The organism is Ruegeria sp., from assembly GCF_965243365.1.
GTDB lineage: Bacteria > Pseudomonadota > Alphaproteobacteria > Rhodobacterales > Rhodobacteraceae > Ruegeria.
Window position 1 is genome coordinate 3,417,172 of sequence record NZ_CBDEUW010000002.1, and the last position, 19,519, is coordinate 3,436,690.

Annotated in this window: 18 protein-coding genes and 3 tRNA genes; 9 read left to right on the top strand and 12 right to left on the bottom strand. The window is 56.4% G+C overall.

What is annotated here, in order from left to right:
* Positions 1-72: 72 nt before the first annotated feature.
* The gene (locus tag ACP0GE_RS20760; protein WP_424833776.1) at positions 73-393 is read left to right on the top strand and encodes a hypothetical protein; all 321 of its coding nucleotides are present in this window, start codon (positions 73-75) and stop codon (positions 391-393) included.
* A gap of 133 nt (positions 394-526) precedes the next feature.
* Entirely contained in the window at positions 527-1,183 is a 657-nt protein-coding gene (locus tag ACP0GE_RS20765; RefSeq protein WP_424833777.1) for a site-2 protease family protein, read from the top strand.
* Positions 1,184-1,202: 19 nt separating this feature from the next.
* Here the strand turns inward: ACP0GE_RS20765 and uvrA are convergent, their stop codons facing one another.
* The 3 genes from uvrA to ACP0GE_RS20780 all read right to left on the bottom strand — a co-directional run bounded on the left by uvrA (position 1,203) and on the right by ACP0GE_RS20780 (position 4,441).
* Complete coding sequence (gene uvrA, locus ACP0GE_RS20770; RefSeq protein ID WP_424833778.1) at positions 1,203-4,061, bottom strand: excinuclease ABC subunit UvrA; 2,859 nt, start codon at positions 4,059-4,061, stop codon at positions 1,203-1,205.
* A gap of 173 nt (positions 4,062-4,234) precedes the next feature.
* A tRNA-Asp gene (locus tag ACP0GE_RS20775) sits at positions 4,235-4,311 on the bottom strand.
* A 53-nt stretch (positions 4,312-4,364) separates the two neighbouring features.
* A tRNA-Asp gene (locus tag ACP0GE_RS20780) sits at positions 4,365-4,441 on the bottom strand.
* Between the two features lie 294 nt (positions 4,442-4,735).
* On the opposite strand from ACP0GE_RS20780, the gene ACP0GE_RS20785 reads away from it, so the two are divergent.
* Positions 4,736-4,810: transfer RNA gene (locus ACP0GE_RS20785), tRNA-Val, on the top strand.
* Positions 4,811-4,924: 114 nt separating this feature from the next.
* Positions 4,925-6,511 carry an APC family permease gene (locus ACP0GE_RS20790; RefSeq protein WP_424833779.1) on the top strand — a complete coding sequence of 529 codons (1,587 nt, stop codon included), beginning with the start codon at positions 4,925-4,927 and terminating at the stop codon, positions 6,509-6,511.
* A 51-nt stretch (positions 6,512-6,562) separates the two neighbouring features.
* Here ACP0GE_RS20790 and lon read toward each other — a convergent pair whose 3' ends face one another.
* The 3 genes from lon to ACP0GE_RS20805 form a co-directional block, all read right to left on the bottom strand.
* A complete protein-coding gene (lon, locus tag ACP0GE_RS20795) occupies positions 6,563-8,971 on the bottom strand; it encodes an endopeptidase La (protein ID WP_424833780.1) in 2,409 nt (802 codons plus the stop codon).
* A 204-nt stretch (positions 8,972-9,175) separates the two neighbouring features.
* Positions 9,176-10,306, bottom strand: coding sequence for a tRNA guanosine(34) transglycosylase Tgt (tgt, locus tag ACP0GE_RS20800; RefSeq protein ID WP_424833781.1), 1,131 nt, complete (start codon positions 10,304-10,306; stop codon positions 9,176-9,178).
* Between the two features lie 63 nt (positions 10,307-10,369).
* The gene (locus ACP0GE_RS20805) at positions 10,370-11,281 is read right to left on the bottom strand and encodes a nucleoside hydrolase (RefSeq protein ID WP_424833782.1); all 912 of its coding nucleotides are present in this window, start codon (positions 11,279-11,281) and stop codon (positions 10,370-10,372) included.
* 175 nt (positions 11,282-11,456) lie between these two features.
* Between ACP0GE_RS20805 and ACP0GE_RS20810 the strand changes: the two genes are divergently transcribed.
* The 3 genes from ACP0GE_RS20810 (at position 11,457) to ACP0GE_RS20820 (ending at position 13,083) form a co-directional block, all read left to right on the top strand.
* A complete protein-coding gene (locus ACP0GE_RS20810; RefSeq protein WP_424833783.1) occupies positions 11,457-12,347 on the top strand; it encodes an SPFH domain-containing protein in 891 nt (296 codons plus the stop codon).
* Positions 12,347-12,625: an NfeD family protein gene (locus tag ACP0GE_RS20815; RefSeq protein ID WP_424833784.1), complete on the top strand. Its 279-nt coding sequence runs from the start codon at positions 12,347-12,349 to the stop codon at positions 12,623-12,625. The genes ACP0GE_RS20810 and ACP0GE_RS20815 overlap by 1 nt, the downstream gene beginning before the upstream one ends.
* 95 nt (positions 12,626-12,720) lie before the next feature.
* A complete protein-coding gene (locus ACP0GE_RS20820; RefSeq protein ID WP_424833785.1) occupies positions 12,721-13,083 on the top strand; it encodes an SUF system Fe-S cluster assembly protein in 363 nt (120 codons plus the stop codon).
* A 237-nt stretch (positions 13,084-13,320) separates the two neighbouring features.
* Here ACP0GE_RS20820 and ACP0GE_RS20825 read toward each other — a convergent pair whose 3' ends face one another.
* Positions 13,321-13,575: a hypothetical protein gene (locus ACP0GE_RS20825; RefSeq protein WP_424833786.1), complete on the bottom strand. Its 255-nt coding sequence runs from the start codon at positions 13,573-13,575 to the stop codon at positions 13,321-13,323.
* A 286-nt stretch (positions 13,576-13,861) separates the two neighbouring features.
* On the opposite strand from ACP0GE_RS20825, the gene ACP0GE_RS20830 reads away from it, so the two are divergent.
* Both ACP0GE_RS20830 and tpiA read left to right on the top strand, forming a co-directional pair.
* A complete protein-coding gene (locus ACP0GE_RS20830; RefSeq protein WP_424833787.1) occupies positions 13,862-14,227 on the top strand; it encodes a HesB/IscA family protein in 366 nt (121 codons plus the stop codon).
* A gap of 128 nt (positions 14,228-14,355) precedes the next feature.
* Positions 14,356-15,105, top strand: a complete 750-nt coding sequence (gene tpiA / locus ACP0GE_RS20835) for a triose-phosphate isomerase (protein WP_424833788.1) — start codon at positions 14,356-14,358, stop codon at positions 15,103-15,105.
* A gap of 1 nt (position 15,106) precedes the next feature.
* Here the strand turns inward: tpiA and ACP0GE_RS20840 are convergent, their stop codons facing one another.
* The 5 genes from ACP0GE_RS20840 to ACP0GE_RS20860 form a co-directional block, all read right to left on the bottom strand.
* Complete coding sequence (locus tag ACP0GE_RS20840; RefSeq protein WP_424833789.1) at positions 15,107-15,553, bottom strand: nucleoside deaminase; 447 nt, start codon at positions 15,551-15,553, stop codon at positions 15,107-15,109.
* Positions 15,554-15,638: 85 nt separating this feature from the next.
* On the bottom strand, positions 15,639-15,950 hold the full coding sequence (locus tag ACP0GE_RS20845) for a DMT family transporter (RefSeq protein WP_424833790.1): 312 nt from the start codon (positions 15,948-15,950) through the stop codon (positions 15,639-15,641).
* A 152-nt stretch (positions 15,951-16,102) separates the two neighbouring features.
* Positions 16,103-17,479, bottom strand: a complete 1,377-nt coding sequence (locus ACP0GE_RS20850) for a TRAP transporter large permease (RefSeq protein WP_424833791.1) — start codon at positions 17,477-17,479, stop codon at positions 16,103-16,105.
* Entirely contained in the window at positions 17,479-18,156 is a 678-nt protein-coding gene (locus ACP0GE_RS20855) for a TRAP transporter small permease (RefSeq protein ID WP_424833792.1), read from the bottom strand. Before ACP0GE_RS20855 ends, ACP0GE_RS20850 begins: the two co-directional genes overlap by 1 nt.
* Positions 18,157-18,269: 113 nt before the next feature.
* Positions 18,270-19,271, bottom strand: coding sequence for a DctP family TRAP transporter solute-binding subunit (locus ACP0GE_RS20860; protein ID WP_424833793.1), 1,002 nt, complete (start codon positions 19,269-19,271; stop codon positions 18,270-18,272).
* Positions 19,272-19,519 lie beyond the last annotated feature (248 nt).

Genomic DNA, 19,519 nt, shown 5'->3' on the forward strand with positions numbered 1-19,519 from the left:
CTGGCCGGGCATATAGCCATCTAGGATCAGAACACCCGTTGATTTGGCTGAAAAGATAAGGACAGCAGTACAATGAAATTCGTGATGACCACGGCCGCGCTGCTAGCCTTGTTTCTGACACCTATGGCCGCGTCGGCCAAGAACAAGGCAGGGCATTGCCCACCAGGGCTGGCCAAGAAATCCGTACCGTGTGTCCCGCCTGGTCAGGCTAAAAAAATCTATCACACAGGTGAATTCATCAAAGGCGATTACCGCTGGATCAACAACCCCTATCGATACGGGCTGAATCGCAATGACTACTACCTGCGTGCAGGCGACTATGTATACAGGGTTGATCCGGAAACGCGGAAGGTGCTGAATCTGATTGGTGCTGTGGCCGATATTCTGAACTGATCGCTGCTGCACGCGACCTCCTTTGAGGTTTCAGTTTGCGGTTGGGCCAAAAATTCCTGCAACTATAGCGATAATTTCCAATTTTTGACGCAATTTAGCGTCACTGTGATCCTCGTTCTTCCGAGGATCGATTATGATTAATGAGACTCCACTTATTCAGTTCTACGGACCGTGGAACATACCCGTTCATGTCAATCAAAGCTTGATCATTCTGATTTTGATTATCGTAGGGTTCAATTTTGACCCCGACACCCTACCCTATGCGCTTGGTTTTGCTGCCATTTTGGTTGGCTCGATTCTGTTGCACGAACTGGGTCACGCTTGGGGATGTCTGGTTCAGGGCGTGCCCGTTAAGCGGGTGGTTCTGTATGGCGGTGGCGGATTCTGTGAACATCGCCGGTCCACCTCTTCTTACGAAGATGAGTTGATCGTTGCCATGGGCCCGATCGTCAACCTGACGCTGTGGGCCGTGTGCTCACTGATAGAGCCATATGTAGGTTCGCCTGACCTGGCCTGGGTTCTTGCAGTGACGGCCAAACTGAATTTGTGGCTGGCGCTGTTCAACATGCTGCCGTTGATGCCGCTGGATGGCGGGCGGCTTCTGCATGCCGGTCTCAACCGCATCGTGGCACCCAAATCCGCCACGCGTATCGCGGGCTTTGTCGGGCTGGTGGGCTTCCTGCTGTGGATTCCGATGATGATCTTTGCCTATGTCGGCTTTGGCTTCATATTTCTGTTTTTTCCGCCATTGCTGCGCCATTGGCATATGTTTCGATATGCCCGGTACTGAAACTGGTTCGCGGCAGATCTTATTCCGCCGCGACCCGCGCGCCGGTTAACATTGGTTTCAGGTAGCGCCCCGTGTGGCTACGCTCGCACTCGGCCACATCTTCGGGTGTGCCTTCCGCCACGATCTGCCCACCGCCATCGCCGCCCTCGGGGCCGATGTCGATAATCCAGTCGGCGGTTTTCACAACGTCCAGATTGTGCTCGATGACAACAACCGTATTTCCCTGATCGACCAGTTCGTGCAGCACTTCCAACAGCTTGCGCACGTCTTCGAAGTGCAGGCCCGTGGTTGGTTCATCCAGAATATAAAGCGTCCGGCCTGTCGAGCGTTTTGACAGCTCTTTCGACAACTTCACGCGCTGCGCCTCACCGCCCGAAAGCGTGGTCGCCTGCTGGCCAACCTTGATATAGCCAAGACCCACCCGCGCCAGCGCATCCATCTTGTCGCGGATCGAGGGCACGGCCTTAAAGAACTCCTGCGCATCTTCCACAGTCATATCAAGGACATCCGCGATGGACTTGCCCTTGAACTTGATCTCAAGCGTTTCACGGTTATAGCGCGCACCTTTACAGGTTTCGCAGGTCACATAGACATCCGGAAGAAAGTGCATCTCGATCTTGATGACACCATCACCCTGACACGCCTCGCACCGGCCACCTTTGACATTAAAGCTGAACCGGCCCGGCTTATACCCCCGCGCTTTGGCCTCGGGCAGACCGGCGAACCAGTCGCGGATCGGGGTGAAGGCACCAGTGTAAGTGGCTGGATTCGAACGCGGAGTCCTCCCGATGGGACGCTGATCAATGTCGATGACCTTGTCCAGATGCTCCAACCCTTTGATTGTCTCGCAAGGTGCTGGAGTTTGCCGCGCCCCGTTCAGCCGCATCGAGGCGGTCTTGAACAGAGTCTCGATCGTCAGCGTCGACTTTCCTCCACCGGACACCCCCGTCACACAGACGAACTTACCCAACGGAAAATCGACCGTGACATTCTTCAGATTGTTCCCAGTCGCCTTAACAACGGAAACCTTTTTCTTGTTGCCCTTCCGCCGCTCTGCCGGGACCGGAATCTCACGCGCACCGGCCAGATACTGCCCAGTCATCGAAGCCGCATCCGACGCGATCTGATCGGGTGTACCCTTGCTGACCACCTGACCGCCATGAACCCCGGCGCCGGGGCCGATATCGAAGACATAGTCAGCCTCGCGGATGGCCTCTTCGTCATGTTCGACGACGATCACCGTATTGCCTTGATCCCGCAGGTTCTTGAGCGTGCCCAGCAAGCGATCATTGTCACGCTGGTGCAAACCAATCGACGGCTCGTCCAGCACATACAGAACTCCGGTCAGGCCCGAGCCGATCTGGCTGGCCAATCGGATACGCTGACTTTCACCACCCGACAAGGTTCCACTTGAACGAGACAGTGTAAGATATTCCAATCCAACATTATTCAGGAACCCAAGCCGTTCCCGGATTTCCTTGAGAATGGCGCGGGCGATCTCGTTTTTCTGAACGCTCAGATGGTTTGGGGCGTCCTCGATCCAAGCCAGAGCCTCGCGGATCGACATCTGAACCACCTGCCCTACATGCAGCCCAGCGATCTTGACCGCCAGTGCCTCTGGCCGCAATCGATAGCCTTCACAGGAACCGCAGGGGCGATTGTTCTGGTACCGCTCGAACTCCTCGCGAATCCAGGCGCTGTCTGTCTCGCGATAGCGGCGCTCCATATTCGGGATAACGCCTTCAAAGCTGCGGGTAACCTGATACACCCGCCCGCCTTCGTCGTACCGGAACTGGATCTCCTCATCGCCCGAACCGCGCAAAAACACCTGCTGAACGTTGGCTGGCAGATCTTTCCAGGGCGTATTCTTTTCGAACTCATAGTGTCGTGCGATCGCTTCGATTGTCTGCAGGAAATACGGCGATTTGCCCTTGCGCCATGGTGCCAACGCCCCGTCATAGAGTTTCAGAGTCTGATCCGGCACCACAAGGCGTTCGTCAAAGAACAGCTCCACCCCCAAACCGTCACAATCCGGGCAGGCTCCAAAGGGTGCGTTAAAGGAAAACAGTCGCGGTTCGATCTCGGGAATTGTAAAACCGCTGACCGGGCAAGCGAAATTCTCACTGAACGTGATGCGTTCCGGGTCACCTTCGCGCGGGGCGGTTTCCAGAATCGCGATCCCGTCCGCCAGATCAAGCGCAGTGCGCAGACTGTCGGCCAGACGAGTCTCCATCCCTTCACGCACGACAAGGCGGTCGACAACCACGTCGATATCATGGCGGAACTTTTTGTCCAGCGTTGGCGGTTCATCGAGCTCGTAAAACTCGCCGTCCACTTTGACACGCTGGAAACCCTGCTTGCGCAGTTCCAGAAACTCTTTCTTATATTCACCCTTCCGGTCACGCACGATGGGGGCCAGCAGATAGCCGCGTGTGCCCTCTTCTTCGCTCATGATACGGTCAACCATGTCCTGCACTTGCTGTGCTTCGATGGGTTGCCCCGTCGCGGGGCTGTAAGGCGTGCCTGCGCGGGCAAAGAGCAAACGCAGATAGTCGTAAATCTCGGTGACCGTACCAACGGTGGAGCGTGGGTTTTTCGAGGTCGTCTTCTGCTCAATTGAAATCGCCGGAGACAGACCGCTTATATGGTCCACATCCGGCTTTTCCATCATATCAAGGAACTGGCGGGCATAGGCCGACAGGCTTTCGACATACCGGCGCTGTCCTTCGGCGTAGATCGTATCAAAGGCCAGCGACGACTTGCCTGACCCCGACAATCCGGTGATCACGACCAGCTGATCGCGCGGAATATCTACATCAATGCTTTTGAGGTTATGCTCGCGCGCGCCGCGCACCTCGATATTCTTCAGCTCAGCCATTGCGGCCCCCGATTTACCAATTTCTAAGAAATAGGCGAGCCGCCCTGAGTCTCCAACAGAAAAGTTAGAACAAAGTGTGAACTAACGGATTATTGCCGACAGTTCCTGACATCAGAACGCGAATAATCAGCCGCATTGGTCCGCCGATGTGTTTTTCTCGTTTTTCCGGGAAATGGCGCGGTTGACGGGGCTCGAACCCGCGACCCCCGGCGTGACAGGCCGGTACTCTAACCAACTGAGCTACAACCGCGCAATATAGGGTCTATGTCTGATCCATTGACCCGGATCAAAGGCTGGCAGCGATGGCGCGGTTGACGGGGCTCGAACCCGCGACCCCCGGCGTGACAGGCCGGTACTCTAACCAACTGAGCTACAACCGCCCACTGCCCGTTCATTGCTGAACGTTGGGGTGTATTATGGGTACGCCCGGGCATCGTCAAGCGGCGTTTTGAAGTTTTTTCGAACCACGCGATTTTTTGTTTTCCTCAGGATACCAATTACCCGGTTCCGGTCCAACGGAACCTATCAACAACAAACAGAGATTGAAGGGAAGTGCCGGCATTTGCGCAAACCGGCCTGTCCTCTCTGCTCGGATCCGGCAAACCCTGCCGGGGCATTCATTGGCAACACGCCTCTTGTGACCACATCTGAGTCGCGGTATGAGCCGACCCTACGGGTGATTAGCTCAGTGGTAGAGCGCTTCGTTCACATCGAAGATGTCAGCGGTTCAAATCCGTTATCACCCACCACGCCCTTTTATCATCGCCTCCCAATCCGACGGCGGGCTTGTCAGCGACAATTCCCAGTGGCTATCGTGCCTTAACGGCCTGATATTCGGCCAAAGTATAGGGGCTGAGGTCACAATGACGGGGTTAAAGCGGGACATCGGCCTTTTGGGACTGACCTTTATCTCGGTCGGTGGGATTATTGGCTCGGGCTGGTTATTCGGCCCTCTGCTGGCGGTGCAGCATGCGGGGCCTGCCGCAATAATCTCGTGGCTGATCGGCGCGGTTGCCATGTTCATACTGGCAATCACATTCGCCGAAATTTCCGCCATGTTGCCCATCCCCGGTGGGATTGCCAGGGTTCCGCAGTTTTCACATGGCAACATCGTGGCGATGGCGATGGGCTGGACGGCCTGGATCGGATACAACACCACTGCCCCGATCGAAGTTGAAGCCATGCTCAAGTACCTGGCACCCTACGCGCCCTGGCTGCACGCGGCGGATACAGGTGATCTGACCGGAGCAGGTATCTTCGTTGCTTTGGTGTTTATGCTGCTGTTCGTTGCGGTCAATGCACTGGGCGTCAAAATCTTCGCGCAGGTAAATGCGTTGCTTACATGGGCCAAGATCGCCATTCCGGTGGTTCTGTCCGTTTTGTTCATCGCCAGTCGCTTCAACGTCGAGAACTTTACCCGACCAGATGGGTTTGCGCCTTACGGCGTGCAGGGAATCATGGCCGCCGTTTCTACGGGCGGAGTGATTTTCTCATTCATTGGCTTCCGCCATGTTGTTGATATGGCAGGCGAAGTCCGAAACCCCAGATTCGCCATTCCCGCTGCGCTGGTTTTATCCATCGTGATGTGCGCGGCAATCTACCTTGGGTTACAAGTTGCCTTTATCGGTGCGCTTGACCCATCAGCGCTATCCAAAGGGTGGGCAAACCTCAGCTTTGGTGGCGAAGGTCCTCTGGATGCGGTCATCATGTCCGTAGGATTGCTGTGGTTTCTAAGCCTGCTGAACATTGGGTCGATCATTGGACCCTTCGGCAACGGGCTGGTTGCAACAGGGTCAAATGCCCGTATTGCACTTGCGTTATCGCAGAACGGGTTTTTGCCCAAACGTGTGCAGACTTTGTCATCGTTTGGTGTGCCCCTATGGGCGTTGGCTTTGAACTTCCTGATCGGGACGCTTTTTCTGCTGACCGTACCCTTTACCACCGTCATCGCCCTGAACGGCGCCGCCATCGTGCTTTCATTTGCCGTCGGTCCGATTGCCGTTGTGTGCCTTCGGGATCTTTTGCCAGACCGTCCCCGATCCATCCGAATACCGGCGGTTCAACTTGTCGCCGGATCGGCCTTCGCGATCGCGACGCTTATCGTTTACTGGAGTGGCTGGGACACGGTGTGGCGATTGGGAATAGCCCTGATTGTCGGCAAGGTCTTGTTGCTCATCCGATTCTGGGGGCGACTTGACGAAATGGACGTGACAGAGGCCCTGTGGCTGATGCCATACTTTGCTGGTCTTGGATTGATCTCCCTTCTCGGACAGTTCGGCACGGGATCGTTGAAACAGATCCCGTTTGGCTGGGATATTCTGCTTTGCGTCGTGTTTTCCTCGATCATCTTTGTTCTGGCGGTTCGCTCGGCGCTGACACAGAAAAAGTTCCAGAAATACATAGCGGAAGAAGAGATACTTGACCCAAGCAAACCCGTGATCGGGCTATAAAAAAAGGCGGGGTCAATGCCCCGCCTTTTTCTTGTGATGCGATCAGACGCTTTAATGCGCGGTTGCTGACGGTCCTGCGGTTTCAGGCGCCGCCGCGGCTGCCGCGGCCGCCTCTTCTGCCGCTTCGTCCCATTCAATCGATTCTGGTTTACGAGCCAATGCGTGCTCCAGAACCTCGGACACGTGTTTGACCGGGATGATTTCCAACCCTTCCTTCACGTTATCCGGAATGTCGGCCAGATCCTTTTCGTTCTCTTCTGGGATCAGAACGGTTTTGATCCCACCACGCAGGGCCGCCAGAAGTTTTTCTTTCAGCCCACCAATCGGCATCGCGTTCCCGCGCAGCGAAACCTCGCCCGTCATTGCGATATCTTTGCGTACCGGAATGCCGGTCAGCACCGACACGATTGACGTCACCATCGCCAGACCCGCCGACGGGCCATCCTTGGGCGTTGCGCCATCAGGTACGTGGACGTGGATGTCCAGTTTGTCGAACTTAGGCGGCTTCACCCCGATCTGAGGCGAAATCGACCGCACATAAGACGAGGCCGCGTCGATGGATTCCTTCATCACATCGCCCAGCTTGCCAGTAGTCTTCATCCGGCCTTTACCGGGCAGTTTCAGCGCCTCGATATGCAACAGATCACCCCCGACCGAGGTCCAGGCCAGACCCGTGACAACGCCCACCTGATCGTCCTGTTCGGCCAGACCATATCGGAACTTTGGCACACCCAGAAAGTCATCCAGATTGTCCGGCGTCACGGTCACAGTTTCCGCCTCTTTCTTGATGATCTTGGTCAGCGATTTCCGGGCCACCTTGGCAATCTCACGTTCCAGGTTCCGCACCCCCGCCTCGCGCGTGTAAGTGCGAATGATCTTCTGCAACGCCTCGTCAGTCAGTTCAAATTCCTTGGCCTTAAGCCCGTGGTTTTTGATCTGCTTGCTGATCAGATGCTGCTTGGCAATCTCACGCTTCTCATCCTCGGTGTAACCGGCCAGTGGAATGATCTCCATCCGATCCAGCAGAGGTCCGGGCATGTTGTAGCTGTTCGAGGTGGTCAGGAACATCACGTTGCTGAGGTCATACTCGACCTCAAGATAGTGATCCATAAACGTGTTATTCTGCTCAGGGTCCAACACTTCCAGCATCGCCGAGGCCGGGTCGCCACGGAAGTCCTGCCCCATCTTGTCGATTTCATCGAGCAGGATGAGCGGGTTCGTGGTTTTCGCCTTTTTCAGCGACTGGATGATCTTACCGGGCATCGAGCCGATATAGGTCCGACGGTGGCCGCGAATCTCGGATTCGTCGCGCACACCACCCAAGCTGATGCGGATGAACTCGCGCCCCGTGGCTTTGGCCACCGATTTACCAAGCGAGGTTTTACCCACACCCGGAGGGCCAACAAGGCACAGGATCGGGCCTTTCAGCTTTTTCGAACGCTGCTGAACCGCCAGATACTCGACGATCCGTTCCTTGACCTTCTCAAGCCCATAGTGATCGTCGTCCAAGACCTCCTGTGCGCGGCCCAGATCCTTTTTGACGCGGGATTTGGTGCCCCACGGCAGCGACAGAATCCAGTCCAGATAGTTGCGCACGACAGTGGCCTCAGCTGACATGGGAGACATGTTCTTGAGCTTTTTCAGCTCGCCTTCAGCCTTTTCACGCGCCTCTTTCGACAGCTTGGTCTCGGCAATCTTGGCTTCCAGTTCAGCGACTTCGTTGCTGCCGTCCTCACCATCGCCCAGTTCCTTCTGAATGGCCTTCATCTGCTCATTCAGATAGTACTCGCGCTGGGTCTTCTCCATCTGGGATTTGACGCGGGTCTTGATCTTTTTCTCGACCTGCAGAACCGACATTTCGCCCTGCATCAGGCCATAGACCTTCTCAAGCCGCTCGCTAACCGAAAGCGTCTCAAGCAGTTCCTGCTTTTGTTCGACCTCTATGCCCAGATGACCCGACACGAGATCAGCCAGTTTCGCAGGCTCGGTGGTTTCACCCACTGCGGCCAGCGCTTCTTCGGGGATGTTCTTGCGCACCTTGGCATAGCGCTCAAATTCATCAGCTACAGTGCGCAAAAGCGCCTCGGTCGTGGTCACGTCACCCGGAATTTCGGTCAGATACTCGGCGCGCGCTTCAAAGAAATCTTCATTTTCAAGGAATTCCGTGATCTCGACACGTGCCTGCCCTTCTACCAGCACCTTCACGGTGCCATCGGGCAATTTCAGCAGTTGCAGCACATTGGCCAGAACGCCGGACCGGTAGATACCATCAATCTCGGGATCATCGACACTGGGATCGATCTGGCTGGACAACAGAATTTGCTTATCATCCTGCATCACCTCTTCCAGCGCGCGGACCGACTTGTCGCGGCCTACGAACAACGGCACGATCATATGCGGGAACACCACAATATCGCGCAGCGGCAGAACGGGGTATGAGGAATTCAGAGGCTCTTGCATGCTCTATCCTTATCGTTGGCAAGACGGCTCGGGCCCCTGCTTCAGGCAACCATTGGCCATCTCCTGTCTTGGATGGTTAAAGGTGGGGCGGTTCACACCGCTTTTCAACCTCACCACCATGGGTCGTGATTAAGAATGGCCCGTGGCCCAAGGGACTGCAAGGCGTCCCGAGCACATATCCACTGTTTTTTCGGCTTGTCGCGGTCAGAGCGGCTCAATATCCCCTTGTGCCCGCTGCGCGTGAAACTCCGCCTGCCAGGCGTCAAAGGTCCCGGCGGCAATCGCATCGCGCATGCCCTGCATGATCTCCTGAAAGTAATGCAGATTATGCCAGGTCAGAAGCATGCCCGAGATCATCTCATTCGACCGGAACACATGGTGCAGATAAGCCCGCGAATAGTTCGAGCACGCCGGGCATGTGCACTGTTCGTCCAGCGGGCGTGGATCATCTGCATGGCGGGCGTTCTTGATGTTGACAACGCCATGGCGCGTGAAGGCCTGTCCGGTGCGGCCGGAACGCGAGGGAAGCACGCAGTCCATCATGTCCACCCCGCGCGCGACAGCGCCCACGATATCATCGGGTTTGCCAACGCCCATCAGGTAGCGCGGCTTGTCGACGGGCAAGAAGTCGGAGGCATAATCGAGACAATCGAACATCGCCTCCTGCCCCTCGCCCACGGCCAAGCCACCAATGGCATAGCCTTCAAACCCAATGGATTTCAGCGCCTCGGCGCTTTCTTCCCGCAGATCCTGCTCCAACCCGCCTTGCATGATCCCGAACAGGGCATGACCAGGGCGGTCCCCGAACGCATCACGTGACCTTTGCGCCCAACGCATCGAAAGCTGCATCGACTCGGCAATACGGTCGCGATCTGCAGGCAGCGACGGGCATTCGTCGAAACACATGACGATATCCGAACCCAACAGACGCTGGATTTCCATCGACCTCTCGGGCGTCAATTCGTGTTTGGACCCGTCTATATGGGATTTGAAGGTCACGCCCTTCTCGGTCAGCTTGCGCAATCCGGCCAGGGACATGACCTGAAATCCCCCCGAATCCGTCAGAATAGGCCTGTCCCAGTTCATAAACTTGTGCAAACCACCCAATCGATCAATCCGCTCGGCCGTGGGGCGCAACATCAGGTGATAGGTGTTTCCAAGCAGAATGTCCGCGCCCGTCGCACGAACACTTTCCGGCATCATTGCCTTCACAGTTGCAGCGGTTCCGACCGGCATAAAAGCAGGAGTCCGAACCTCGCCGCGCGGCGTGTTGATCACGCCATTACGCGCCTTGCCATCCGTTGCCTTTAATTCGAATGAAAATCGCTGAGTCATATCACTGCCCCGGGTCGCTGAACCGGGCAGGCTTTGCCCGATCCGTCGTGGCAATGCAACCCGTCAGGGCAGCGAGGTGACACGTTCGGTGAACAGCCGCACGACCCCGGCACCGTCAACATCCTGACATACCCGCACCGCGGGGCGCGATGGATCCGGCCGGGTTGCCCCCAGTTCGTCGCCTGTCGTAACAACACGCAAACCGGTTTCAACGATCTTAAACATAGGCTCGTGCGTGCACGCGATGACAGCGGTTGAGTCGTGCAAACCACATCCCTCCAATCCGCCAACCTCTTTGTAGAACTTCAGATAGAACCGTGAAATGTCGCGTAGAAAGGTGCCCATATTGGGTGACTTTTCGGCCAAGCCCTCAAAATCAGCGCTTTCATAGAGCGTCTTCAACGTCACGTCCAAACCGACCAGCAAGGTTGTTGGTGGGTTAGCAAAAACCTCGTCCGCAGCGTCGGCATCATGGTAGATATTCGCCTCAGCATGAGGGGTGACGTTGCCCGGGCAAAAAACCGCACCGCCCATGATGACCAGCTTGGCAAGGTTATTGGCGAATTCCGGGTCCATCCGCATCGCGTCGGCGATATTCGTCAACGGCCCGACTGCGCAAACCACCAACTCCCCGCGGTGTTGGCGGGCCATTTCCACCAGGAATTCCGCCGCTGCCAGCGTGTGGTTTTCGCCAATCTCCGGAATCTCAGTCAGGTCACCGAACCCTTCGGGTCCATGTACGTGCTCCGAAGGGGCGTGGCTTGTCTCGCCACGCGCAAAGGGCGCGCCTTCAGCAACTGGTATGTTCAAACCAAGTTTTTCGACAAGAAAACGCGCGTTTCTGCTGGATTGATGCACATGTGTGTTGCCAAAGACCGCTGTCAGACCGATCAGATCGATCTCGGGCGCCGCAGCGGCATAGGCAATGGCCATTGCATCATCAATGCCGGGGTCTGTGTCGATAATCAGCTTCATCCCCGCCCGATACCGCAATCGGAACCGGATGCAAAGCGGTCACAGACCGCAGAAACCACATGTATTTATCGAATTCAGAGATTTGCATTTCCGCCTGCTCAATCCATACCAGAGTTGAAATCGGGCGATTCAATCCCCAAATGTATACTATCGTACACAAAAAAAGAGGACAGATATGACCGAAGACCTGATTATCGGGCTGCTTACGTCGAACATTATTTACCTGCTGGCTGCGGCCTTTGTCGTTCTTGTCATCCTGAAAGGCATCAAGATCGTTCCGCAATCCGAAAAATATGTGGTTGAACGGTTCGGGCGTTTGCACTCGGTGCTTGGTCCGGGAATTAACTTTATCGTTCCGTTTCTGGATGTTGCGCGCCACAAGATATCCATTCTCGAGCGCCAGTTGCCGAACGCGACGCAGGATGCAATCACCAAGGACAACGTGCTGGTTCAGATCGATACATCGGTGTTTTATCGCATTCTTGAGCCGGAAAAGACCGTATATCGTATCCGCGACGTGGACGGCGCGATTGCAACAACTGTGGCCGGTATCGTGCGGGCGGAAATCGGTAAAATGGATCTGGACGAGGTCCAGTCGAACCGCGCCCAATTGATCACCCGCATTCAGGAAAGCGTCGAAACTGCGGTAGATGATTGGGGCATCGAGGTGACACGCGCCGAAATTCTGGACGTGAACCTTGATCAGGCCACTCGCGACGCGATGCTGCAACAGCTGAACGCCGAACGCGCCCGCCGCGCTCAGGTGACCGAGGCCGAGGGGCAGAAGCGCGCCGTTGAGCTGCAGGCCGATGCCGAGCTTTATGCTGCCGAACAGACCGCAAAAGCCCGCCGTATTCAGGCCGAAGCAGAAGCCTACGCAACCGGAGTTGTCGCCAAGGCCATTCAGGACAATGGCATCGAAGCGGCGCAGTATCAGGTCGCGCTGAAACAGGTTGAGGCGCTGAACGCACTGGGCAACGGCACAGGTTCGCAAACCATCGTGGTGCCCGCCAATGCGCTCGAGGCCTTTGGCAACGCCTTCAACATGCTGAAAGGAGGCAAGTAATGACTGATCCCTTCTGGTTGACCTGGTGGATCTGGCTGGCCGGTGCCTTGGTTCTGGCGATCCTCGAAGTCGCCCTGCCCGGGTTCATCTTTCTGGGCTTTGCGATTGGCGGCGCGATCACCGGGATCCTTCTTCTGATCCCCGGCGTCGCACCCAACCTGCCGGTTCTGCTGCTGGTCTTTGCAGTCCTTTCGCTGGCCGCATGGCTGATTTTGCGCCGGATGTTTGCCTTGCCTCGTGGTCAGGTAAAGACCTTTAATCACGACATAAATGAGTAATTGACACTGGCGCCCCATACGGGCGCCAGTGCACCTCTGGACGCTGCCCTACACTTTCCCTATATAATTCGTCAGGTAACAGTTCCGAGGCATCAATGACCCACCCCAGCGAACAGTTTGAAGGTACCCCTTTGATTGCGCCTTCGACCATCGAACATCCTCTTTACGAGTCTGTCGTGGAAGCTTGCCGGACGGTTTTTGACCCCGAAATCCCCGTTAATATCTACGATCTCGGTCTGATCTATACGATCGACATCAACGGCGAAAACGCCGTCAAAGTCATCATGACCCTGACCGCACCCGGCTGCCCGGTCGCCGGCGATATGCCCGGCTGGATTGTTGAGGCGATTGAACCTGTCGCAGGCGTCAAAGAAGTCGATGTCGAACTGACTTGGGAGCCGCCCTGGGGCATGGAAATGATGTCCGATGAGGCGCGGCTGGAACTGGGCTTCATGTAAGCTGGATTTATCCACAGAAAACAAAACACTGTCACGAAACGTTAATCGTTCTGTTACCGTTTTGTAGGGCAATCGTCACATTGATGCGGGATACATTCGGCGCGTCGACGTGGAGCCCATTTCGCACCACAGCTCATGCGTCGGACAGTTGGGCCGATTTCCAGTGTCCCGTCCCCAATATCCTGGCCCAAATCTTGGACCGCTCTTGCCCGGGAGCGGTCCTTTTCTTTGGCACGATTACTTGACCCCGCAGGTCGATTTGATCTCGGCCGAGCGGGCATCCAGCTGTTTGATGTAATCGCCTGACAACATCTCCAGCCGTTTGTTTTCAGTGCCGGTCACCAAACCCAACAAGGCGCCCGCAGGCGTTACAGCGAAGACGCTTTCGGCCTGCTGGGTCTGTGCATGCTTCTTTTCGGCAGCGATCGCACGCAGATCACCTTCGGCAGTGGCGCAATTGACCGGATGCCGCTCAGTTTCAGCGACTGCCATTTGAGCGAACGCACCCAGCCCCAGACAAAATGCACCCGCCACAGCACGGCATGTGGCTATTTGAAATGAAAATACCGCCATAAATCACTGCCTTTCCAAAGAAATCCTGTTTGTACTTATCAAGCTTACTCGCCAAGCTAAGGCTATTGTCAGGGCCGAAGCAAGACCGAACGTCAGTCAAAAGACACAAGTCCCGACAGATGATACTGCCACCTTGGTCGCAACCCCTTGAGCCTGCAGCATCTCGGTCTTAAATTAAGGCCGAGACGCGAGAACGGAGCACTCCATGTTTGGGATTCCTGGCAAACAGGCCGTGACGATGACGCCGAAAGCTGCTGAGCAGATTCTTCGCCTGATGACATCAGGCGGCCATGCCGGGCTGCGCATCGGTGTGAAGAAAGGCGGATGCGCGGGTATGGAATATACCATGGACTACGTCGACGAGGCCGACCCAAATGATGAGGTGGTCGAACAGGATGGCGCGCGTGTCATGATTGCTCCGATGGCGCAAATGTTCCTGTTCGGGACCGAAATCGACTACGAAGTGTCCTTGCTGGAGTCGGGGTTCAAATTTCGCAATCCAAACGTTGTCGATGCCTGCGGGTGCGGAGAATCCATAAAGTTCGACGAAACGCTTTCGGCGCAACGCTAAGTCACTCAACTTTCGCCACCGACGCTTCCGTTCTGACCAGATGATGCAGCACCTGGGCGAGTGGAATTGTCAGCCGCGCCGGACGATGCTATCGGGGTCAAAACCATTCAGGCAGAGGGGGATAGCGGATGCGGCGCAAACTTGCGGCTGGAAACTGGAAAATGAACGGGACCGGGGCGTCGCTCTCGGAAATCTCCGCCCTTGCAAAAATGTACCCTGACGCATCGGTCGACATTCTGGTCTGCCCCCCTGCCACCTTGTTGGATCGTGCAGCCCACGCAGAACAGGCGTCTGCGGTTTTGGTTGGCGGCCAGAATTGCCATGCTGCGACATCGGGCGCACATACCGGCGATCTAAGCGCTGAAATGCTGCGTGATGCCGGGGCGACGTCGGTCATCCTTGGGCATTCCGAACGACGCGAAGATCATGGCGAGGCAAATGAAGACGTACGTGACAAGGCACGCGCCGCCATGGATGCCGGTTTGACGGCGATCATCTGCGTTGGCGAAAGCCTTCAGCAGCGCGAGGCCGCCAACACGCTGGATATCATCGGTGGTCAGATGTCCGGCTCGATCCCCGATCAGTCGACCGGAGAGAACCTTGTGGTCGCTTACGAGCCGATCTGGGCCATCGGAACCGGCAAAGTCCCAACGCTGGAACAGATCGGAGAGGTCCACGACTTTATCCGATCCCGGCTGGAGCGCCGCTTTGGTGAAGGCGTTGGGCGGTCGGTTCGGCTGCTTTATGGCGGATCGGTCAAGCCCGATAACGCGACCGAAATCTTCGGCGTCTCGAATGTCGACGGCGCGCTGGTCGGTGGTGCCAGCCTCAAGGCTCAGGATTTCGCCGGTATCATCGACGCGTTACAAAAAGCCTAGGCTACTCGGCGATGTCTTCTGCCCAAAGTTCGGGCTTTTCAGAGATAAACCGCTGCATCAGCGCGATACAATCGGGGTCATCGGCGATAATGACCTCGACACCGCGCTCGCGCAGGAAGTCCTCGTTACCACCAAAGTTCCGAGTATCCCCGATAACAACGCGGGGAATACCGAACTGAACGATGGTGCCGGCGCACATCATGCAAGGCGACAGCGAGGTATAAAGCACCGTATCGCGATAGGTCTTCTGCCGCCCAGCTTTACGCAAAGCATCCATTTCACCATGGGCGATTGGATCACCCTTCTGAACGCGCTGATTGCGGCCTTGCGAAACAACTTCTCCACCGCGCGCCAGAACCGATCCGATGGGACAGCCTCCTTCGTCGAACCCTGCTTTGGCTTCGTCATAGGCTATGCGCAACAACCGCGTGTCCGTGTCGTTCAGCATCTCGGCTCTCTCTTCGGTTAAGTTCTTTGCGGGCAGCCTGACGAATGCCTGAACGGGCGTCAACGCCAAGCTGCCTCAGAATGTGTTACGCCAGTTTCATTGTGACGATCCCGGCAATAATCAGAACCGCGGCCAGAACGCGCATTGGAGTCAGGGCCTCGCCCAACACCATTACGCCAACCGCAAACGCCCCGACCGCGCCGATACCAACCCAGATCGTATAGGCAGTGCTAAGCGGTAGGTCCCGCATCGCCAGCGACAGCAGCCCAAAAGACCCGATCATTGAAATCCCCATGATCGCGGTTGGCCAAAGGCGCGTAAATCCAGCGGATTGCTTCATTGCACCCGCCCAGACAATCTCGAGAATTCCGGCAAAAGCAAGCATGATCCATGCCATAAGGTGACCTCTTGTCAAAGCGGGTCGTCCCGCATGATCAGCCCTTATGGGGAGGTCGTCCTCAGAGCCTTAGTTAGTCACTCGCGACCCATCTTCAAGGCACGAAAAAAACGGGCGGTACGAGCCGCCCGGTTTCGCAGCGCCAAACTGCGCTAATTAGTTATGATTTCCGGCCCCATGAACGTGTTGGGCAGGAAGGTCGATATCCATGGGATATATGTGACCATGATCAGGAACACGAAAAGCACAGCAAGGAAGGGCAACGCAGCCTTGACAACGCTCATCATCGGCATGCCTGCGACGCCGGATGTCACGAACAGGTTCAACCCAACCGGAGGCGTGATCATTCCGATCTCCATATTCACCACCATGATGATGCCCAGATGGATCGGATCGATGCCCAGTTCGATGGCGATTGGAAAGACCAGCGGAGCAACGATCACCAGCAGCCCCGAAGGTTCCATGAATTGACCGCCGATCAACAGGATCACGTTGACCACGATCAGGAAGGTCACCGGACCCAAGCCCGCAGACAGCATCGCACTTGCTATATGTTGGGGCACCTGCTCGTCGGTCAACACGTGTTTCAGGATCAGCGCGTTGGCGATAACGAACAGCAGCGTGACGGTCAGCTTACCAGCCTCGAACAGCGTGTGTTTGGTATCCGGGTGGAAGAACGCGGTAATCAAGGCATAGGGCTTTTTCAACAGTGACAGGTTCTGCGTGCCCTCCTCGGTGCTTAGCGGCCCCATGTCCTTGTAGACAAAGCTGGCGATGAGGAAGGCATATACAGCCGCGACGGCAGCAGCCTCGGTTGGGGTGAATATACCCCCATAGATGCCACCCAGGATAATGACGATCAGGAACAGGCCCCATCCGGCTTCGCGTGCCGAGGTAAAGACCTCACTCCAGCCTTTCCAGTCGCCTTTGGGAAGGTTCTTGACCTTGGCCATGACATAGATCGTGATCATCAGCATCAGACCAGCCATCAGGCCCGGAATGACGCCCGCAAGGAACATGCGGCCCACCGAGACCTCAACTGCGGCGGCATAGACAACCATCACGATGGAAGGCGGGATCAGGATGCCAAGCGTGCCCGCGTTACAGATCACACCAGCGGCGAATTCCTTGGAATAGCCAACCTGTCGCATCCCCGCGATGACGATGGAGCCGATGGCTACCACAGTTGCCGGGGAAGAACCGGACAGTGCTGCGAACAGCATACAGGCAAAGACGCCAGCAATCGCTAGGCCGCCCGGCAGATGCCCCACACAGGCAATCGAGAAGCGGATGATCCGCCGCGCCACACCGCCGGTTGTCATGAAAGACGAGGCCAGAATGAAGAACGGGATCGCCAGAAGGGTAAAGTGCCCCTCGAACGCCTCAAACAGCGTGCCTGCGACCGAGGCTAGCGAACTGTCCGAATAGATCAGCAGGAACAGGGTCGAGCTGAGGCCAAGCGCAACCGCAATCGGAACACCGATCAGCAGCAGGCCGATGACCATCGAGAAAAGAAGAACGACGTCCATCAGTTGTGTTCTCCTTGCTGGGCACGGACTTCTTCGATCTCGTCCTCGACTTCGTGGCTGGCAACAAGGCGGTCGGTTTCACCGCGCCAGATTTGCACGGCAACCTGAGAAAAGCGGATCACCAACAGCAGCATCGACACCGGCAAAACCAGGTACGGCACCACCTTCGGCAGCTTCTCGTACCCTTCGCCGTAGTTGATCATGTCTTCCAGAAAGCGCAGCGGTGCGACCATGGGGATGTCATCGACTTCATAGAAGCTCTGGCTGCGCGCGCTCATGTCAAATCCGGTCGGAAACCAGCGGCCTGAGGTTGGCGGCAGATCAGCAAACACTGCCCAATAGTCGTATGACCCTTTCAGCAGCAGCAGCGAGAAGACCAGACAACATCCGACAGCGATCAGCGCCAGTATCCGGCGCGGCGCCGGGGCGAGCATGTTCAGGATTGCGTCCACACCCAGATGCGCATGCTTCTTGACCGCATAAGATGCCCCCAGCAGGACCAGCCAGCCAAAGGTGAACACCGTCAGCTCAAGCGCCCACAGGATATTGGAATTAAACACGAAACGCGCAATGACGTTGGCAAAGGTGACGACCGTCATCAGCCCCAACAGCAGCGCGATCATCGTCTCTTCGATATGGTCGATCAGCCCGCCTTGGGCGGATTTCGCACCAGACATCTCTCTGTCCCCACATTTTTGTGATGAGTTTAAAAAGCGGCGGGCCTTTATGCGGCCCGCCATGGCAGCGCGTCCTTAACTCCCCAGTCCCCGGACACGCGGCCTGAACCGGATCAGAACCCGGCGTTGATCGCCTGTGCCGCGTCGATCTTATCCTGACCGACATCACCGGCGAACTTGTCCCAGACGGGCTTCATCGCATCGACCCAGGCTTGACGCTGTTCAGGGTTCAACTCGCGGATAATGCCGCCTGCGTCGGTGATCGAGGCCTTGGCCGCTTCGTTCACGGAAAAGGCTTCCTTGTTTCGGGTTTCGGTCACTTCGGTCAGGATGGTCAGGAACTGATCCCGGACTTCGGGGTCAAGGCTGTCCAGCCAATCTACCGAGGTCACGACCAGATAGTCGATGATGCCGTGGTTGGTTTCGGTGATGCCGTCCTGCACTTCGAAGAACTTCTTGCCGTAGATGTTGGACCAGGTGTTCTCCTGACCGTCCACAACGCCCTGCTGCAGTGCGCCGTAGACTTCCGAGAAGGCCATCTTCTGCGGGCTGCCACCAATCGCTTCCATCTGCGCCACCAGAACGTCCGAAGACTGAACACGGAACTTGAGGCCCTCGGCATCGGACGGGTCAACCAGAGGCTTGTTGGCCGACATCTGCTTCATGCCGTTGTGCCAGAACGCCAGCCCCTGCAGACCACGGCGCTGCATGCTGTCTTTCATTGCCTGACCATCAGCCGAAGCCTGGAACGCATCGACCGCATCAATGTTCTTGAACATGAACGGCAGATCGAACAGGCGGAACTGCTTGGTGAATTTTTCGAACTTCGACAGCGACGGCGCGGCCAGTTGCACGTCGCCTTGCAGCATCGCCTCAAGCACTTTGTCATCGTTGTAGAGGGTCGAGTTCGGGTAGACCTCCATGCACATCACGCCCTGCATCTCGTCATTGACGCGCTGTTCCAGCAGAGAGGCGGCGATGCCCTTGGGGTGTTTGTCGGTGTTGGTCACATGCGCGAACTTCACCACGATCTCGCCATCATCGCAGGCGGCCATGCCTGCGGTGGCGGTCACTGTCAGTGCAAGCGCGGTGGTTGCTGTTGTCAGAAGTTTCATGTCTCTTCTCCTCCCAAATCTCTGAGAAACCATCGGTGAGCGCCTGATCGGCGATCATTGCGTGCAGTCAAACGAATCGCAGGCAACCGCTCAACGTTTTGTTCGGATTAGAGTGATTGTAATTTTTATCGTTATTTTTCTGCCTGTTATCCATTTTCGAACAGAACCGAAAAGCCCCTTTGGGCAGAAGCGTGCGGAATTCCGCACAGCGCACCCGGGCCTTGTGCGGAATTCCGCACAATATCGAA

Bases quoted from the DNA above. Each gene is read 5' to 3' on its own strand.
- ACP0GE_RS20760 (WP_424833776.1), top strand. From the start codon at position 73: ATGAAATTCGTGATGACCACGGCCGCGCTGCTAGCCTTGTTTCTGACA.
- ACP0GE_RS20765 (WP_424833777.1), top strand. From the start codon at position 527: ATGATTAATGAGACTCCACTTATTCAGTTCTACGGACCGTGGAACATA.
- uvrA (WP_424833778.1), bottom strand. From the start codon at position 4,061: ATGGCTGAGCTGAAGAATATCGAGGTGCGCGGCGCGCGCGAGCATAAC.
- ACP0GE_RS20790 (WP_424833779.1), top strand. From the start codon at position 4,925: ATGACGGGGTTAAAGCGGGACATCGGCCTTTTGGGACTGACCTTTATC.
- lon (WP_424833780.1), bottom strand. From the start codon at position 8,971: ATGCAAGAGCCTCTGAATTCCTCATACCCCGTTCTGCCGCTGCGCGAT.
- tgt (WP_424833781.1), bottom strand. From the start codon at position 10,306: ATGACTCAGCGATTTTCATTCGAATTAAAGGCAACGGATGGCAAGGCG.
- ACP0GE_RS20805 (WP_424833782.1), bottom strand. From the start codon at position 11,281: ATGAAGCTGATTATCGACACAGACCCCGGCATTGATGATGCAATGGCC.
- ACP0GE_RS20810 (WP_424833783.1), top strand. From the start codon at position 11,457: ATGACCGAAGACCTGATTATCGGGCTGCTTACGTCGAACATTATTTAC.
- ACP0GE_RS20815 (WP_424833784.1), top strand. From the start codon at position 12,347: ATGACTGATCCCTTCTGGTTGACCTGGTGGATCTGGCTGGCCGGTGCC.
- ACP0GE_RS20820 (WP_424833785.1), top strand. From the start codon at position 12,721: ATGACCCACCCCAGCGAACAGTTTGAAGGTACCCCTTTGATTGCGCCT.
- ACP0GE_RS20825 (WP_424833786.1), bottom strand. From the start codon at position 13,575: ATGGCAGTCGCTGAAACTGAGCGGCATCCGGTCAATTGCGCCACTGCC.
- ACP0GE_RS20830 (WP_424833787.1), top strand. From the start codon at position 13,862: ATGTTTGGGATTCCTGGCAAACAGGCCGTGACGATGACGCCGAAAGCT.
- tpiA (WP_424833788.1), top strand. From the start codon at position 14,356: ATGCGGCGCAAACTTGCGGCTGGAAACTGGAAAATGAACGGGACCGGG.
- ACP0GE_RS20840 (WP_424833789.1), bottom strand. From the start codon at position 15,553: ATGCTGAACGACACGGACACGCGGTTGTTGCGCATAGCCTATGACGAA.
- ACP0GE_RS20845 (WP_424833790.1), bottom strand. From the start codon at position 15,950: ATGGCATGGATCATGCTTGCTTTTGCCGGAATTCTCGAGATTGTCTGG.
- ACP0GE_RS20850 (WP_424833791.1), bottom strand. From the start codon at position 17,479: ATGGACGTCGTTCTTCTTTTCTCGATGGTCATCGGCCTGCTGCTGATC.
- ACP0GE_RS20855 (WP_424833792.1), bottom strand. From the start codon at position 18,156: ATGTCTGGTGCGAAATCCGCCCAAGGCGGGCTGATCGACCATATCGAA.
- ACP0GE_RS20860 (WP_424833793.1), bottom strand. From the start codon at position 19,271: ATGAAACTTCTGACAACAGCAACCACCGCGCTTGCACTGACAGTGACC.